This window comes from Pseudomonas sp. AN-B15, from assembly GCF_019056475.1.
Taxonomy (GTDB): Bacteria; Pseudomonadota; Gammaproteobacteria; order Pseudomonadales; family Pseudomonadaceae; genus Aquipseudomonas; species Aquipseudomonas parakoreensis.
In genome coordinates this window covers 660,881-676,156 of the sequence record NZ_CP049737.1, presented here as the reverse complement: position 1 = coordinate 676,156, position 15,276 = coordinate 660,881, and the positions used below count along the sequence as shown (strand labels likewise).

The 15,276-nt window shown below is 60.6% G+C and carries 15 protein-coding genes; 9 read left to right on the top strand and 6 right to left on the bottom strand.

Annotation, left to right across the window (positions count from 1 at the left end; translation table 11 throughout):
* Window positions 1-60 precede the first annotated feature (60 nt).
* The gene (locus tag GTQ41_RS02960) at window positions 61-1,020 is read left to right on the top strand and encodes a LysR substrate-binding domain-containing protein (protein ID WP_183082829.1); all 960 of its coding nucleotides are present in this window, start codon (window positions 61-63) and stop codon (window positions 1,018-1,020) included.
* A gap of 91 nt (window positions 1,021-1,111) precedes the next feature.
* On the top strand, window positions 1,112-1,645 hold the full coding sequence (locus GTQ41_RS02955) for a bacterioferritin (protein ID WP_003221186.1): 534 nt from the start codon (window positions 1,112-1,114) through the stop codon (window positions 1,643-1,645).
* A 174-nt stretch (window positions 1,646-1,819) separates the two neighbouring features.
* Here the strand turns inward: GTQ41_RS02955 and GTQ41_RS02950 are convergent, their stop codons facing one another.
* On the bottom strand, window positions 1,820-3,895 hold the full coding sequence (locus GTQ41_RS02950; RefSeq protein WP_047291007.1) for an AsmA family protein: 2,076 nt from the start codon (window positions 3,893-3,895) through the stop codon (window positions 1,820-1,822).
* 385 nt (window positions 3,896-4,280) lie between these two features.
* On the opposite strand from GTQ41_RS02950, the gene GTQ41_RS02945 reads away from it, so the two are divergent.
* The 7 genes from GTQ41_RS02945 (at window position 4,281) to GTQ41_RS02915 (ending at window position 9,547) form a co-directional block, all read left to right on the top strand.
* The gene (locus GTQ41_RS02945) at window positions 4,281-4,787 is read left to right on the top strand and encodes a hypothetical protein (RefSeq protein ID WP_041065594.1); all 507 of its coding nucleotides are present in this window, start codon (window positions 4,281-4,283) and stop codon (window positions 4,785-4,787) included.
* Between the two features lie 173 nt (window positions 4,788-4,960).
* Window positions 4,961-5,593, top strand: a complete 633-nt coding sequence (locus GTQ41_RS02940; RefSeq protein WP_007966952.1) for a TetR family transcriptional regulator — start codon at window positions 4,961-4,963, stop codon at window positions 5,591-5,593.
* 243 nt (window positions 5,594-5,836) lie between these two features.
* Window positions 5,837-6,337 (top strand): urease accessory protein UreE, encoded by a 501-nt coding sequence (gene ureE, locus GTQ41_RS02935; RefSeq protein ID WP_047291006.1) that lies wholly within the window; start codon window positions 5,837-5,839, stop codon window positions 6,335-6,337.
* Entirely contained in the window at window positions 6,334-7,008 is a 675-nt protein-coding gene (locus tag GTQ41_RS02930; protein ID WP_047291005.1) for an urease accessory protein UreF, read from the top strand. The genes ureE and GTQ41_RS02930 overlap by 4 nt, the downstream gene beginning before the upstream one ends.
* Window positions 7,009-7,019: 11 nt before the next feature.
* Window positions 7,020-7,634: an urease accessory protein UreG gene (gene ureG / locus GTQ41_RS02925; protein WP_047291004.1), complete on the top strand. Its 615-nt coding sequence runs from the start codon at window positions 7,020-7,022 to the stop codon at window positions 7,632-7,634.
* Between the two features lie 27 nt (window positions 7,635-7,661).
* A complete protein-coding gene (locus GTQ41_RS02920; RefSeq protein ID WP_047291003.1) occupies window positions 7,662-8,234 on the top strand; it encodes a HupE/UreJ family protein in 573 nt (190 codons plus the stop codon).
* A 179-nt stretch (window positions 8,235-8,413) separates the two neighbouring features.
* Window positions 8,414-9,547, top strand: coding sequence for an AGE family epimerase/isomerase (locus tag GTQ41_RS02915; RefSeq protein WP_047291002.1), 1,134 nt, complete (start codon window positions 8,414-8,416; stop codon window positions 9,545-9,547).
* Between the two features lie 130 nt (window positions 9,548-9,677).
* Here the strand turns inward: GTQ41_RS02915 and GTQ41_RS02910 are convergent, their stop codons facing one another.
* The 5 genes from GTQ41_RS02910 to livM form a co-directional block, all read right to left on the bottom strand.
* The gene (locus tag GTQ41_RS02910) at window positions 9,678-10,583 is read right to left on the bottom strand and encodes a cation diffusion facilitator family transporter (RefSeq protein ID WP_047291001.1); all 906 of its coding nucleotides are present in this window, start codon (window positions 10,581-10,583) and stop codon (window positions 9,678-9,680) included.
* 198 nt (window positions 10,584-10,781) lie between these two features.
* Window positions 10,782-11,546: an SDR family oxidoreductase gene (locus GTQ41_RS02905; RefSeq protein WP_047291000.1), complete on the bottom strand. Its 765-nt coding sequence runs from the start codon at window positions 11,544-11,546 to the stop codon at window positions 10,782-10,784.
* Window positions 11,547-12,392: 846 nt separating this feature from the next.
* Window positions 12,393-13,109: an ABC transporter ATP-binding protein gene (locus GTQ41_RS02900; protein ID WP_041065619.1), complete on the bottom strand. Its 717-nt coding sequence runs from the start codon at window positions 13,107-13,109 to the stop codon at window positions 12,393-12,395.
* Window positions 13,106-13,978, bottom strand: a complete 873-nt coding sequence (locus GTQ41_RS02895; protein ID WP_041065624.1) for an ABC transporter ATP-binding protein — start codon at window positions 13,976-13,978, stop codon at window positions 13,106-13,108. Before GTQ41_RS02895 ends, GTQ41_RS02900 begins: the two co-directional genes overlap by 4 nt.
* A complete protein-coding gene (gene livM / locus GTQ41_RS02890) occupies window positions 13,975-15,276 on the bottom strand; it encodes a high-affinity branched-chain amino acid ABC transporter permease LivM (RefSeq protein WP_041065627.1) in 1,302 nt (433 codons plus the stop codon). Before livM ends, GTQ41_RS02895 begins: the two co-directional genes overlap by 4 nt.

Below are 15,276 nucleotides of genomic sequence, written 5' to 3'. Positions count from 1 at the left end.
AGCGCGTGACCGCGTCCATTCAAATGAGCAAAAATCAGTCGGGATGAATTCATTTCATCCATGGAGTTTTCAATGTTCGCCTCGTTGCCGCTGACCGCCCTGCGCGCCTTCGAATCCGCTTCGCGCCTGCTGAGTTTCAAGGCCGCCGCCGAAGAGCTGTCGGTCACGCCCACGGCAATCTCTCATCAGATCCGTACGCTGGAAGACTGGCTCGGCGTGGCACTGTTCGAACGTTTGCCGCGTCAGGTACGCCTGACCGAAGGTGGCGAGCGGCTGTTTCGCAGCCTGCACGGCGCGCTGCTGGAAGTGGCGCAAAGCGTCGATACCCTGCGCCCGCAACGCAGCGGCAGCAGCCTGACGCTATCGACCACGGCCGCCTTCGCCGCGCTATGGCTGGTGCCGCGCCTCGGGCGCTTTTATGCGCAGCATCCGAACATCAACGTGCGCCTCGATACCCACTGCGAAGTCATCGACTTGCATCAGGACGCCAGCGTCGATCTGGTGCTGCGCTACAGCCTTGACGACTACCCCAATCTTTACGGCTTGTGCCTGTTCGATGAGTCGTTCGGCGTGTACGGCTCACCGGAGCAGGTGGCGCTGGCCGCCCGGCGCACGCCGGCGCTGATCAGCGTGCGCTGGCACAACTCGAAGCTGTATGCCCACGGCTGGGAAGCGTGGTGCGCCCGCGCGAGTGAGAACTGGCTGAACCAGCATCCCGCAATGCGCGAATACGACGAAGAGCACTACGCGCTCCAAGCGGCGATTGCCGGGCAAGGCTTGGTTCTTGCGAGCAATATTCTGGTCTCGCAAAGCGTCGCCAGCGGGTTGCTGGTGCCGTACAAGGGGCAGGTGCAGGTCGATGGTGCCGGGTACAGCGCGCTGTGTGTGCCGGGACGGGAGCGCCATCCGCCGGTGCGGGCGTTTTTTGCCTGGTTGCAGGAGGAGGCGGTGTTGTCCGGCCTGACGCCAAGATTGCAGCCTTCGGCAGCGCCTACAGGGGGGACGGCGCAAATCTCGTAAAACTTTTTGCATCGCGCAGGACTCACAACCAGGGTAAGCGATCACGCCTGTAGAGCGTGGCGCCCATTGGATTAGCCTCCTGGAGATCGAAATGAGCGATGACCTGCACTTGTCTGATGTCAAAACCCTGCGCGAACGTGCGCGGCAACACGTCGAGAACGGCGCGGTAACCGAAAGCTACAGTGCCAACCGTGAAGAGGTGCTGCGCCTGCTCAACGAATCGCTGGCCACCGAACTGGTCTGCGTGCTGCGCTACAAGCGCCACTACTTCATGGCCAACGGTCTGAAAGCCAACGTGGCCGCTGACGAATTTCTCGAACACGCCACCCAGGAAGCGCAACACGCCGACCGTCTGGCCGAGCGCATCGTGCAACTGGGCGGCGAGCCGGAATTCAACCCGGACCTGCTGTCGAAAATGTCCCACGCACAATACGTGGCCGGGAACACCTTGAAGGAAATGGTCTATGAGGACCTGGTGGCCGAGCGGATCGCCATCGACAGCTACCGCGAGATCATTCAGTACATCGGCGAAAAAGACCCGACGACTCGGCGCATCTTCGAAGACATCCTCGCACAGGAAGAAGAGCACGCCGATGACATGGCCGACATTCTGAAAGACCTGTAAACCTTTCAAAACCACCTTCGCGAGCAAGCTCGCTCCCACACTGGAATCCATTTCAAATGTGGGAGCGAGCTTGCTCGCGAACGGGCCGCAACAGAAGCAAAAAGATCGCAGCCTGCGGCAGCTCCTACATTCCACTGTAGGAGCTGCCGCAGGCTGCGATCTTTTGCTCTTGCCTTATTTGGTTGGCTTGACGGTCACGGGCGCCTTGCCAGCCTTCATCTGCTCAAGCAGCGGCGCGCACTGATTCGGCTCACCACCGCTCGGCGCCACCAGTGCCAGCAGTCCCGCCGCTGGTGCAGCGATCACGCCCAGTGCAACCATTCCCGCCCCGCGCAGCATCAACGGTACAGCCTTGACCCCGGCGTCCGGCTTGATGAACTTGCCGCGCACGTACAGCGGTGAACGCAGCGAAATCAGACGCCAGCCCTTGGATTCCGGGGTCACGGTCAGGTCCAGTTGCTCGGTGGCCATGTTCGCCGTGCCGTCGATGTAAATAATCGCGTTCTCGGTATCGAACACAAACAGCCGCGTGGTCGCCAGGCCGGTCTTGATGTCGAAGTCCGCCGCCGCGCAGTTGATCTTCACTTCCTTGTCGCCAAAGATCTTGCCGACCACGTAGTTACCGACGTTGAGCCCTGCCAGTTCCATCAGCTCGCGGCTGATCGCCCCGTCGTTGATCAGCATCTTCAACTGGCCATTGGCGCCGCCGAGCAGCTTGGCCACCGAGTTGCCGCGGCCGCTGATATCGGCGTCGCCATTGAGCTCACCGAAACTGGTTTTCATCGGTTCGAAGGTCGGGAACAACTGCTTGAGCTTGAACCCGCGCGCGGTCAGTTTGGCCCGGCCTTCCAGCGGTTCGGCGCGACCGTTGAGGCGAATCTGCGCGTCCAGATTACCGCCGGCCACGCCGAAGCGCAGCGGTTCGAGGCTGAGTTCGCCGTCGTTGAGTTTCAGGTGGGTATAAAGGTCGGTGAACGGCAGTTTTTCGCTGTGCACGATGCGTTTGCCAGTGAACTCGACGTCGGCATCCATGGCGCGCCAGCGGTCGGTCTTGAACTCTTCAACCGGCAGCACTTTGTCGGTCGGCTGCTTGCTCTCGCCGCCGCGGGCCTTTTGCTTGTCATTCGAGTCGGCGCCGATCAGCGGCGCGAGGTCGGCGAACAGCAGCTGATTGGACAGCAGCGCACCACTGAGTTTTGGCCGAGGCTGACTGGCGACGTAGGTCAGATCGCCATGAATGTCACTGCCGCCGATCTTGCCGTTGAACTGCTCGTAGGTGAATTTCGCCCCGGCGGCGTCATGCAATTTGGCAATCAGATGGCCGTCGGTGGAGTACGGCGGCGTGTCCGGCAGAGTCACGCCGGTCAGCGGATAGAGGTTGCCGAGGCTGGCACCGGCCAGTTTCAGCCGCAGATCGAGGGCACCGAGGTTGAGCGGGTCGGTCAACGTACCGGCGAGTTCGAGGCTGGTGGCGCCGATCTTCGCCTGGGCCTGCAGCGGGAACGGTTTGTTCGCGTCCTGCAACGCCAGCAATCCGCCGATTTTGCCCTGGCCGGTGAGATTCTGGCCGTGGTACTGGCCTTTGACCTTCAGCGCGAACGCATAGTCCTGCGGCGCGGTGCCTTTGTCCTGGGCCGTTTTCGCGGCTTTGTCACCGACGATTTCGCTGAACGGAATCGGTTTGCCCAACGGATCGATCACCACATCGAGATTGCTCTTGAGCGTCTGGTCGTCCAGCGTGACGTGGCCCTTGTCGAAACCGATGGCGCCGATGTCCACCACCCAGTTCGACGGTTCGGCGTTCGGGTCTTTGGGGTCGAACTTGAAGGTCCAGTTGGCGCGGCCATCGGCCAGGCGTTGCAGTTGCGCGTTGGGCTCGGTCAGGTCGATGCGCGGGATCGTCACCCGTTGCGCCAGCAGGGCCAGCGGCGAGATGCGCAGCTCCACGCGTTTGAGGGTGACCATCTGCGGCTGCTTCGACCAGTCCGGGTTGCCCAGCGTCAGGTCTTCAGCCACCACGTGCGGCCACGGCACCCAGGCCCGCCAGCCGCCCTCGTCCGGCTCGCGCTGCCAGATCACTGCGAGGTTGCCATTAATGGCAAACGGTCGATGCAGTTCTTCCGAGACTTTGGCGTTGAGCGGCGGTTTGATCCGGTTCCAATCGAAGAACACGATGATCAGAACGAGTACCGCCAGCAGCAGTACGAGGATGGCGAAGGTCCAACTGAAGATTTTCCCGGTGCGCGTCATGCACAAAACTCCTGATGACGACCGCACGCCGACTTCGCGACGCACAGCTGAAACGGCGGGCCAAAGCGGCCCTCATGAAATCTACGACTGGCAAACAGTGCGCAGGTTTAATCGGAATATAGATTCCGTGGCAAAAAATCGCCCGAATGCTGACTGATTGGTCGAACAGCGTTACCGCTGCCCGCACATTTGCGAGGCGCGAGTGAGTCGAAAATACCCACTGCGGTGCAAAACCACCGCCCGCAAACGCCCGAGCTAGAGCGCCTCGGCAGAACAATCAATTCTGTTGATTATTACCATTGCGTTTATGAACTTTTATATCGACTTATCGAGAGTAGCATTGGCTTCGTACCCACTTTATCGCCCTCCCAAGGAGCAACCCATCATGAAACGCCAATTACTGCTCAGCCTTACCCTGTCGATGCTAGCCAGCACTGCTTTCGCCCTGCCCGCTGCCGATCAGGCTACCCCACAAGTGAAATCCAGCCACTCGGTGTTCAGCCAGACTGTGGCTGCTGATGGCGGCGACCGCACTCCACAAGGCCAGACCCTGGCTGAAAACGGCCGTAATCGTCTGGAAGAGAAAGGCCTGGTACAAGATGGCTATGACAAGACGCCACAAGGCCAAGCTGTAGCAGAAGGTGGCCGTGATCGTCTGGAAGAGAAAGGTCTGGTGCAAGACGGCTATGACAAGACTCCACAAGGTCAGACCCTGGCTTCCGATGGCAGCGACCGCACTCCACAAGGCCAGACCCTCGCTGAAGGTGGTGGTGACCGCACCCCACAAGGCCAGACCCTTGCCGAAGACGGTTTCGACAAAACCCCACTGGGCCAAGCCGTTGCCGAAGGTGGTGGTGACCGTGTGATCGAACGCAACAGCGCTTTGAGCTAAGCCCATGGCGGCCTGGAAAAAAAGCCCAATCACCGGATTGGGCTTTTGACTTTTTCAGCACCGGCAACCTGCAACCCCCCTTTTTACCGCTGACATTCCCCCTGCCGTTCGACGCCAGCAAAGCCGATTTGCTAGAGTGCGGCGCTTGTCCCGCTCAAGAAAACGCCTTTGCGATGCTGCCCCGCGCCGAACAGAAACAACAGACCCGCAATGCCCTGATGGACGCTGCCCGCCATTTGATGGAAAGCGGCCGAGGATTCGGCAGCCTGAGCCTGCGCGAAGTGACCAAGACCGCCGGCATCGTGCCCACCGGTTTCTATCGGCACTTTGCCGACATGGACGAGCTGGGGCTGGTGCTGGTCAGTGAAGTCGGCCAGACCTTCCGCGAGACCATCCGCCTGGTGCGCCACAACGAATTCGTCATGGGCGGCATCATTGATGCGTCGGTGCGGATCTTCCTCGACGTGGTCAGCGCCAACCGATCGCAATTCCTGTTTCTCGCCCGCGAGCAGTACGGCGGCTCGCTGCCGGTGCGTCAGGCGATCGGTCGTCTGCGCGAGAACATCAGCGCCGACCTCGCGGCCGACCTGACGCTGATGCCCAAGTTGCAACATCTAGATGCAGCCGGGCTGAGCGTGATCGCCGACCTGATCGTCAAATCGGTGTTCGCCACCCTGCCGGACATCATCGACCCGCCCGCCGAGGCCCTGCCGGAACATCTGACACCTCAGGCGAAGATCACCCAGCAATTGCGCTTCATCTTTATCGGCCTCAAGCACTGGCAAGGGCTGGGCAGCACCGAGTAAAGAGCAAAAGATCGCAGCCTTCGGCAGCCCCTACACCACCCCCTTTAGGAGCTGCCGAAGGCTGCGATCTTTTTTATTGGCCACAAATTGGTGCATGTAAAAATCTTCACGCACCAAAATCTTCCAAAATTCTGCAACATCTTGAAACATCCTCTACGCTCCGACAGGGATTTCCTACATCTCGGCCGGTTGGCAAGCCCCTTGCTCTAGCCCTCCCTACAGTCCACTGCTGGAAGCTTTCCGATGCTGGTGATTCACCGCAGAATCGACCCTCAACCTGTCTGGTCCGCCGAGTTGCACCTGACGTTCGAAGCGCGGAGCAAAAGCCGTCTGCGCTGTTTCAGTGCCGACGGTGAAGACGTCGGGTTGTTTCTGGAGCGCGGTCAGGCGCCGTTATGCGACGGCGAATGCTTGCAGGCCGAAGACGGCCGCATCGTTCGTGTCTGCGCCCGCCCCGAGCAACTGCTGCACGTCACCTGCGCCAATGCCTTTGAATTGACCCGCGCCGCCTATCACCTGGGCAACCGCCACGTCGCTCTGCAAGTCGGCGATGGCTGGTTGCGTCTGCTCGATGATTACGTGCTCAAGGCCATGCTCGAACAGCTCGGCGCGCAGGTCGAAGCGATTGAAGCGCCCTTCCAGCCGGAGCACGGTGCCTACGGCGGCGGCCATCATCATTCGCGGCATGGCGACGAAGATTTCAACTACGCGCCCAAACTCCATCAGTTCGGCGTTCGCCTGTGAATCCGGCCTGGGCGCTGCTGCGCCTGGCCAGTCCGCAACTGCCGATTGGCGGCTACAGCTATTCGCAAGGCCTGGAAATGGCGGTGGATAACGGCCGCGTGAACAACCCGGACAGCGCCCGGCGCTGGATCAGCGATCAACTGCTGCTCAACCTCGCCCGTTTCGAAGCGCCGCTGCTGCTCGCCCATTGTCAGGCGGCGGCCGAGGAAAACTGGCCCGAGTTGCTGCATCTCTGCGAAACCCACCGCGCCAGCCGCGAGACCCGCGAGTTACATCTGGAGAGTCGGCAGATGGGTTACTCGCTGCAGCAGTTGCTCAACGGTCTGCCGGAACTCGACGCGCCGGCCCGCCGCTTTCTTGAGCAATGCGCGGAACCGCATCTGGCTCTTGGCTGGGCACTGGCGGCTCGCGCCTGGGGCATCAACCCGCAGGATGCACTCGCCGCGTGGCTGTGGAGCTGGCTGGAAAACCAGCTCGCGGTATTGATGAAAACCCTGCCGCTGGGCCAGCAAGCCGCCCAGCGCCTGACCAGCGAACTGCTGCCACTGCTGCAACAGGCGCAGCAGGACGCCACGCGCATTAATCCCGAACACATCGGCAGCGCCGCGTTCGGCCTGTCTCTGGCGTGCATGGCGCATGAGCGCCAGTACAGCCGACTGTTTCGCTCTTAGGAGAACAAACCATGAACACACAACCCCTGCGCGTCGGCATCGGCGGCCCGGTCGGTTCCGGCAAAACCGCATTGACCCTGGCCCTGTGCCTGGCGCTGCGTGATCGCTACAACCTGGCCGTCGTCACCAACGACATCTACACCCGCGAAGACGCCGACTTTCTGGTGCGCAACGAAGCGCTGGCACCGGAGCGGATCATCGGCGTGGAAACCGGCGGCTGCCCGCACACGGCAATCCGCGAGGACGCCTCGATCAACCTCGAAGCCGTCGATCAACTGAACCGACGCTTTCCGGGGCTGGACCTGATTCTGGTGGAATCCGGTGGCGACAACCTGTCGGCAACCTTCAGCCCGGAGCTGTCAGACCTGACCATTTACGTGATCGACGTCTCTGCCGGCGACAAGCTGCCGCGCAAGGGCGGGCCGGGGATCTGCAAGTCCGATCTGCTGGTGATCAACAAGATCGATCTGGCGCCGCTGGTCGGCGCGTCGCTGGAAATGATGAACAGCGACACCCAGCGCATGCGCAACGGCAAGCCGTTCGTCTTCAGCAACCAGAAAACCGGACAGGGCCTGGACGACATCATTGCCTTCATCGAACGCCAAGGCCTGCTGAACGCCGCCTGATTCATTGACCAACAAGGAAGCTTCTCCATGACACTCAAACGCATTCTCGGCGCCGTGGCGCTGCTGCTGACCCCGGCCCTCGCCTTCGCCCACCCGGGCCACGGCGACAGTGGGCTGGTCGCCGGTATCAGCCACCCGATCGGCGGCCTCGACCACTTGCTGGCGATGATTGCGGTCGGCCTGTGGGCGGCGCAGCAACAAGGTGCGGCGCGTTGGGCGCTGCCGTGCACCTTCGTCGGCACCATGCTGATCGGCGGCATGCTCGGTTTTGAAGGGCTGGAGCTGCCGGCGCTGGAAAGCGGGATCGCCGCCTCGGTGCTGGCGCTGGGTCTGGCGGTGGCACTGGCGGTGCGTCCACCGCTGGTAATGGCGGTGGCGGCGACGGCACTGTTTGCGTTGTTCCATGGTGTGGCGCACGGCCTGGAGCTGCCGGACATGAGCAGTCCGTGGGCGTATGCCGCCGGTTTTGTCGCGGCGACGGCGGCGTTGCATGCGGCGGGTTATGCCGTGGTTCGTGTTCTGCCGCAGGCTGCTGCGCCGTTGGTGCGAGTGGCAGGTGCTGCTTCGGCGGTGACTGGCGCCTGGTTGCTGGCCGGCTGATCTATACCGCCTGAACCGGCCTCATCGCTGGCAAGCCAGCTCCCACAGGTTTGTGGATGATAACAATCCTTGTGGGAGCTGGCTTGCCAGCGATGACGGCCGATCAGACACCGAGACTCTAACAGCAGTCTCTCTGCTACCATGTCGCGCAATCGCCCCAGCCGTGACGACGTCCGCCAATGCCCCATGCTTGCCGCTCCACCTCCCTGCCCGAATTGACCGCCCTGTTCAGCGATGTGCAACAGCACTTTCTGAACGTGATCGTGCCGCTCTGGCAAGGCCCGGGCTGGAACGCCGACATGGCGCTGCCTTACGAGGCACTCGACGCGACGCATCAACCCTTGCCACCGCAACGCTACCGGGCGATGGCCTGCGCACGGCAGCTGTACCTGTTTTCCAGCCTGATCGGGGTTGTGGATAACGCCGAGGTGCGCGCCGCCGCGCTGTTCCGCTCGCTGCAACGGCACTTCCATGATGCCGAGCACAGCGGCTGGTTCTACAGCATCGACGCGCAAGGCCAGCCGCTGGATCAGCGCAAAGACCTCTACACCCACGCCTTCATCCTGTTCGCCTGCGCCCATTACTGGGCCAAGTCCCGCGAGCCTCTGGTGGAATCCACGCTCAACGCTGCACTGGAAGTGATCGGCCAGCGCTTCGCCACCGGCGATGGCTTGTACGAAGCGTACCTGGACCGCGACTGGAGCAACCTGCAAAGCGGTCCGCTGCAAAACCCGCTGATGCACCTGGCCGAAGCGTTCCTCGCCACCCTCGCCGTGCGCGAGGATGCGGCAACGCAGCACGCGCTCGTCAAGTTATGCACAGGCATGCAGCAACACTTCGTCGATCCACAGCACGGCGTACTGATGGAGAAACCGCTGGGAGCTGTGGATAACTGGTACGAGCCAGGGCATCAGTTCGAATGGTATTTCCTGCTGGAGTCGTCATCACTGCTGCGCGGCTCGAAACTGCACGCGGCGCTGGACCGGGCGTTCGCTTTCACCGAGCAATTTGGCGTTGAACACGCTTCAGGCGCGGTGCGGGCGATGCTCGATCTGCAACGGGATGGACGACCGAAAGATTCGACCCAGCGCATCTGGGCACAGGCAGAATATTTGCGCGCCCTGACCTTGCGTCCGGACAGCGAAGCCGCGGTGCTGCGCCAGTTGCAGGCGCTGCAGCAGCGTTTTCTGCATGCGGGCGGGTGGCATGAGTGCCGGGATGAACTGGGCGAGGTCAGCCGCAAGGACATGCCTTCGACCACGCCTTATCACTTGGCGACATGTTATAGCGGGCTGGCTGAATACCTGAACTGAATGACTGAACTTATCCTGTGGCGAGGGAGCTTGCTCCCGCTTGAGTGCGCAGCACTCACAAAAATCCGGGGCCGCTTCGCAGCCCAGCGCGAGCAAGATCGCTCGCCACAGGCGATTCAGCAGCTCTGAATCAGGCAATCCACTTCTTGTCGCCGGTAAAGCTGATGGTCAACCAGCGCGCCGCATCCGGCTCGCCCAACTGCGCCGAAATCTCCTCCCGCAACGCATCCAGTTGCCCAACGCTATCCAACCGGTAATTCGCCGGCAACACCACATGAATCTCGATAAACCGCGCTCGCCCGTGCTTCTGCACGTAGGTCACGTAATCGTCGAAACCGTGTTCGACCTTCGCCGCTTCCATGACCTGACGCACCTGGTCATCCAGCGTGTCCGGGGCAATACCCAGCACATCGCGCAGCGCCGGGCCGAGGATCTTGAACGCCGGCGGCAACATGGTCAGCGCCAGGACGATCAGGATCAGCGGGTCAACAAACTTCGCCCACTCCTCAAAGCCTTGGGCCTTGAGCAGCAGCGCGGCGAGAAAACTGATCAACAGGCCGACCGAGAGCATCGCGTCCACCAGCCAGCTGATGTTGTCGAACTGGATCAGGCTGGACTTGAGTTTGCGATTGCGCCGACGCACGTAGAAGAAGTAAGCGAACTCAACGACGGTAAATACCGCCGCATAAATGATCACCAGCCCCAACTCGATGTCGCGGCCGCCGTTGATGATGCCGAACACACCGTTAAGAAACGCATAGATGGCGATCAACAGCAGGAAACTGCCTTCGATCAGCAGCACCATCGGCTCCAGATGCCAGAAACCGAACTGGAAGCGATGATTGCTTTCTTTGGCGATCAACCTGGCGGTGATCAACATCAGTACTTTGATGAACGTTGCGATCAGCGAGAAAAAGCCATCGAAAAGGATGGATTGCGAACCTGAAACAAAACCGGTGACGATCCCGGCAATCGACACCGCGAACATCAGGATGGTCGATTGTTTGAGCAGCGACTGCTCACCTCGGTTACTCACGTAGCCTCCTCTAAAAACCCTTGAACCGCGGGGTGCGGTGGGGTTGTTGAGGGATGAGTTTACCTTATCGCCATGTTTTGCCTGTTACGGCCTCATCGCTGGCAAGCCAGTTCCCACAGGTACCGAGTCGATTACAAGATTTATGTATATCGACGATCCTGTGGGAGCTGGCTTGCCAGCGATGGCCATTATGCGGTCTTACGCCTTGTTACGCTCGATGGCAAACCCCGCCCAGGTCTGGCTCACCGGCATCAGCTCCAGGCTGTTGATGTTGATGTGTGCTGGCGCGTTGAGCACCCAGAAAATCGTTTCGGCGATGTCCTGCGGCTGGATCGGCTCGGCACCGGCGTAGGTGGCGTTGTAGCGTTCCTGGTCACCGGCAAAACGCACCAGCGAGAACTCGCTTTCGCACAGGCCCGGCTCGATGTTGCTGACGCGCACGCCGGTGCCCTGCAGGTCGCAGCGCAGGTTCAGCGAGAATTGCTTGACGAACGCCTTGGTCGCGCCATACACGTGGCTGCCCGGGTACGGATAGTTACCGGCGATGGAGCCGAGGTTGACGATGCCGGCGCCACGGCCGTGAGCGATCAACCGTGGCAACAGCAGGCGGGTGCTGTACATCAGGCCTTTGACGTTGGTGTCGACCATGGTGTCCCAGTCGTCGAGGTCGCATTTCGGTGCAGGATCGACGCCCAGCGCCAGCCCGGCGTTGTTGATCAAGCCACGCAGCTTGGCGAACGACGGCGGCAGATTGGCAATTGCCTCTTCCATCGCCTTGCGGTCACGTACATCGAGTACCAGGCCATGCACTTCAGTCTGCTCCGACAGTTCGGCGCACAGGGCATTCAGACGCTCTGCACGACGACCGGTCAACACCAGTTTCCAGCCAGCCTCGGCGAAACGACGGGCACAGGCTTCACCAAAACCGGAGGTTGCGCCGGTAATAAACAGGGTGTTGGACATCGTGTTCTCCTTGCGTCGGCCGCCAGCGCAGCCATTGGAATAGAAAATCAGCAGCCAGCATGCCCGGCCCGGCATTTACGAGCAACACCCGCACCGGGACATATTCCGATCAAATTTTGATCAACCGTCGCTACGCCATACCTGCCGTGGCCTGTAGCCATGTGCACGCACGTTATCCACAATCCCTTCCACAGTTTCCGGGGGCAAGTAGAAACGCGCAAAGCCGCGCCACACAAGGCTTTGCGCGGGAAATAGAAAGTTTTTTGCTTGACCCTGAAGCCGCGGTTGTGCCGGAGATGGCATTTTGTACGACCGGCCGGTCAGCGCGGTGATTGCGCGAGGCCAGTAATTACGGCCCTCAGCGCGGTCTTTCCAGAGTTTAGTCACAGACTTATCCACAGGCTTGTTCACATGGATTTGCCTCTACTGCGCGGCCCAGAAAAAGGTTGACAACAGCGTCTTCGGCTCCCGCAAAAACGCCTGATCAAAAAGCGATCACCCGCCTGCAAGCCACGTCACACAAGGGCTTCAGCCAGCTACTCCCACGTTATTCACAGCCAGCTCCACAGCAAACGGGGACAAGTCAAAACTGTGAAAAAACAGCCATTTGCAGCGTCTATATGTCGCGCTTTGACAGCGATGGGAATTTGTTTTCCACAATTTCAGAATCGACTTGATCTTGAAGACGAATTCTGTAGGAGCTGCCGAAGGCTGCGATCTTTTGATGTTGTTTTTAGGATCAAAAGATCGCAGCCTTCGGCAGCTCCTACAGGGGATATGTGTGAACTTGAGATGTAAAAAGCCCCGGGACTCGCGTCGCCGGGGCTGTGCATGACAACGATCGAATCAGTGCCCGCCCAGATAAGCGTTACGCACCTCCTCGTTCACCAGCAGCTCTTTACCGGTACCGGTCAGGCGAATTTCGCCATTGACCATCACATACGCGCGGTCCGACAGCTTCAACGCATGGTTGGCGTTCTGCTCGACGAGGAAAATGGTCATGCCGGTTTTCGCCAGTTCACGCAAGGTGGCGAAGATCTGTTTCACCACGATCGGCGCCAGGCCCAGGCTCGGTTCATCAAGCAACAACAGCTTCGGCCGACTCATCAAGGCGCGGGCAATGGCGAGCATTTGCTGTTCGCCGCCGGACATGGTCATCGCCCGCTGAGTGCGGCGCTCTTCGAGCCGCGGGAACAGTTCGAACATGCGCTGCATGTCCTCTTTGGCGTACTTGTCGCCAATCGGGATGGTGCCCATCAGCAGGTTTTCCTCGACGGTCATGTCGGGGAACACCCGCCGCCCTTCCGGCGACTGCGCGATGCCATTGGAGGCGATGTAGTGCGAGGACTTGTGGGTGATGTCGATGCCTTGATAGAGGATCTGTCCGCCCGCCGCCCGTGGCTGGCCGAAGATCGACATCAGCAGCGTCGATTTGCCCGCGCCGTTGGAGCCGATCAGGCTGACCGTCTCGCCTTCGTTGATCTCAAGCGACACGCCTTTGAGGGCCTGGATCGGGCCATAGAACACGTCCAGGTCTTTGAGCTCGAGGATCGGTTTGCTCATACCAGTTCCTCTTCGTCGGCGCCCAGATAGGCGGCAATCACTTTCGGATCGTTGCGAATCGCATCGGGCCCGCCTTCGGCGATGACCACGCCGTGATCCAGCACCACGATGTGGTCGGAAATGCTCATGACCATGCCCATGTCGTGTTCGATCAGCACCACGGTCAGATCATGCTCGTCGCGCAGCAGCCGGATCATCGCGCTGAGCGCTTCGGTTTCCTGAGGGTTGAGGCCGGCGGCCGGTTCGTCGAGGCAGATGATCTGCGGCCGCGTGCACATGGCCCGGGCGATCTCGAGACGACGTTGCTGACCGTAAGACAGCTCACCGGCCAGGCGGTTGGCGCAGTCCACCAGATCGACCACTTCCAGCCAGTAGAACGCGCAGTCCAGCGCATCGCTTTCCGCTTTGCGGTAGCCCTTGGTGTTGAGGATGCCGGCGAGCATGTTGCGGTTGACCCACATGTGCTGCGCCACCAGCAGGTTTTCCAGCACCGACATTTCCTTGAACAGGCGAATGTTCTGGAAGGTCCGGGCCAGACCGGCGCGGTTCACCAGATGCGTGCCACCAAACATCTTGTAATACAGGCGACTGAGGAAGCTTTTCGGCGAGACGAAGTCGGTCGGTTTGAACGACTCGCCCAGCAACTGGATGACGTTGGTCTGCTTGCCGCGCACGTTGAGTTCGATCTTGCCGCCGGAGGCCTTGTAGAACCCGGTCAGGCAGTTGAACACCGTGGTCTTGCCGGCACCGTTCGGCCCGATCAGGGCAAAAATCGAGTTGCGTTTGACCTTGAGGCTGACATCGCTCAGGGCCTTGATGCCACCGAAGTGCATCATCAGTTTTTCCACAGAGAGTACGACTTCACTCATGGCGCAGTCCTCTCATAGTGAATGGCACCTTTGCGTGGAGTGACCCCGGTACGGCTGATGCGGATCAGCCCCCGAGGTCGCCAGATCATCATCAACACCATCAGGATGCCGAACAGCAACACGCGATATTCAGCGAAGCCGCGCAGCAGTTCCGGAGCAACCGTGAGCACGAATGCGGCGATCACCACGCCGATGGTCGAGCCCATGCCGCCGAGCACGACGATGGCGAGGATCAGCGCCGATTCAAAGAAGGTGAACGAGGTCGGGTTGACGAAGCCTTGATAGGTGGCGAAGAACACCCCGGCCAGACCTGCGGTCGACGCACCGATGGTGAACGCCGAGAGCTTGACCAGTACGTGGTTCAGGCCCATCGAGCGGCAGGCGATTTCATCTTCGCGCAAGGCTTCCCAGGCGCGACCCACCGGCATTTTCACCAGACGATGCTTGATGTACAGCACGGCCAGCACCACCAGGAACAACACCGTATAGATGAAGTAATACTTCACGTCCGGGTTGTAGGCGATGCCGAAAAACTCATGGAACGGTACCCCGCCATCCTTGGCCCGCTTGCCGAATTCCAGGCCGAAGAACGTCGGCAAGGGCGCCGGCATGCCGTTCGGCCCGCCGGTCAGCGACAGCCAGTTGTTGAGGATCAGGCGGATGATTTCACCGAAGCCCAGGGTCACGATGGCCAGATAGTCACCGTGCAGACGCAGCACCGGAAAACCGAGGATGCAGCCGGCCAGGCCCGCGGTGATCGCCGCCAGCGGCAGCACAGTCCAGAAGCCCAGCCCGAGGTATTGATAACCGAGCGCCAGACCGTAGGCACCGATGGCGTAGAACGCCACGTAACCGAGGTCGAGCAGACCGGCGAGGCCAACCACGATGTTCAGCCCCAGCCCCAGCAGCACGTAGATCAGCCCGAGGATGACCACGCCCAGCAGGTACGAGTTGGAGACAAACGGCACAATCACCGCCAGCACAATCAGCAGTGGAATGATCCAGCGCAGGCGTGATTTGTGATCGGCAGGCAGCACATGCACACCGGAACCGGTGCTCTCGAATCCGTCGAGGATCTTCAGGCCCTTGGGCGTCTGCAGAAACAGGCTCAAGGCAAAGCGGCCGATCATGACAATGCCGATGATCCAGGCCACGCGGGTTGGTTCGAGGTTGAAGCTGTAGCCGTCGAGCACGACACCGACAATCGGGCCGAACACGATCAAGGCAATAAGGCCGGCCAGAATCGCCTCAACCAGGCTTTTTTTGATATCGATGTTTTTTTGAGTGGTTGAAGACAT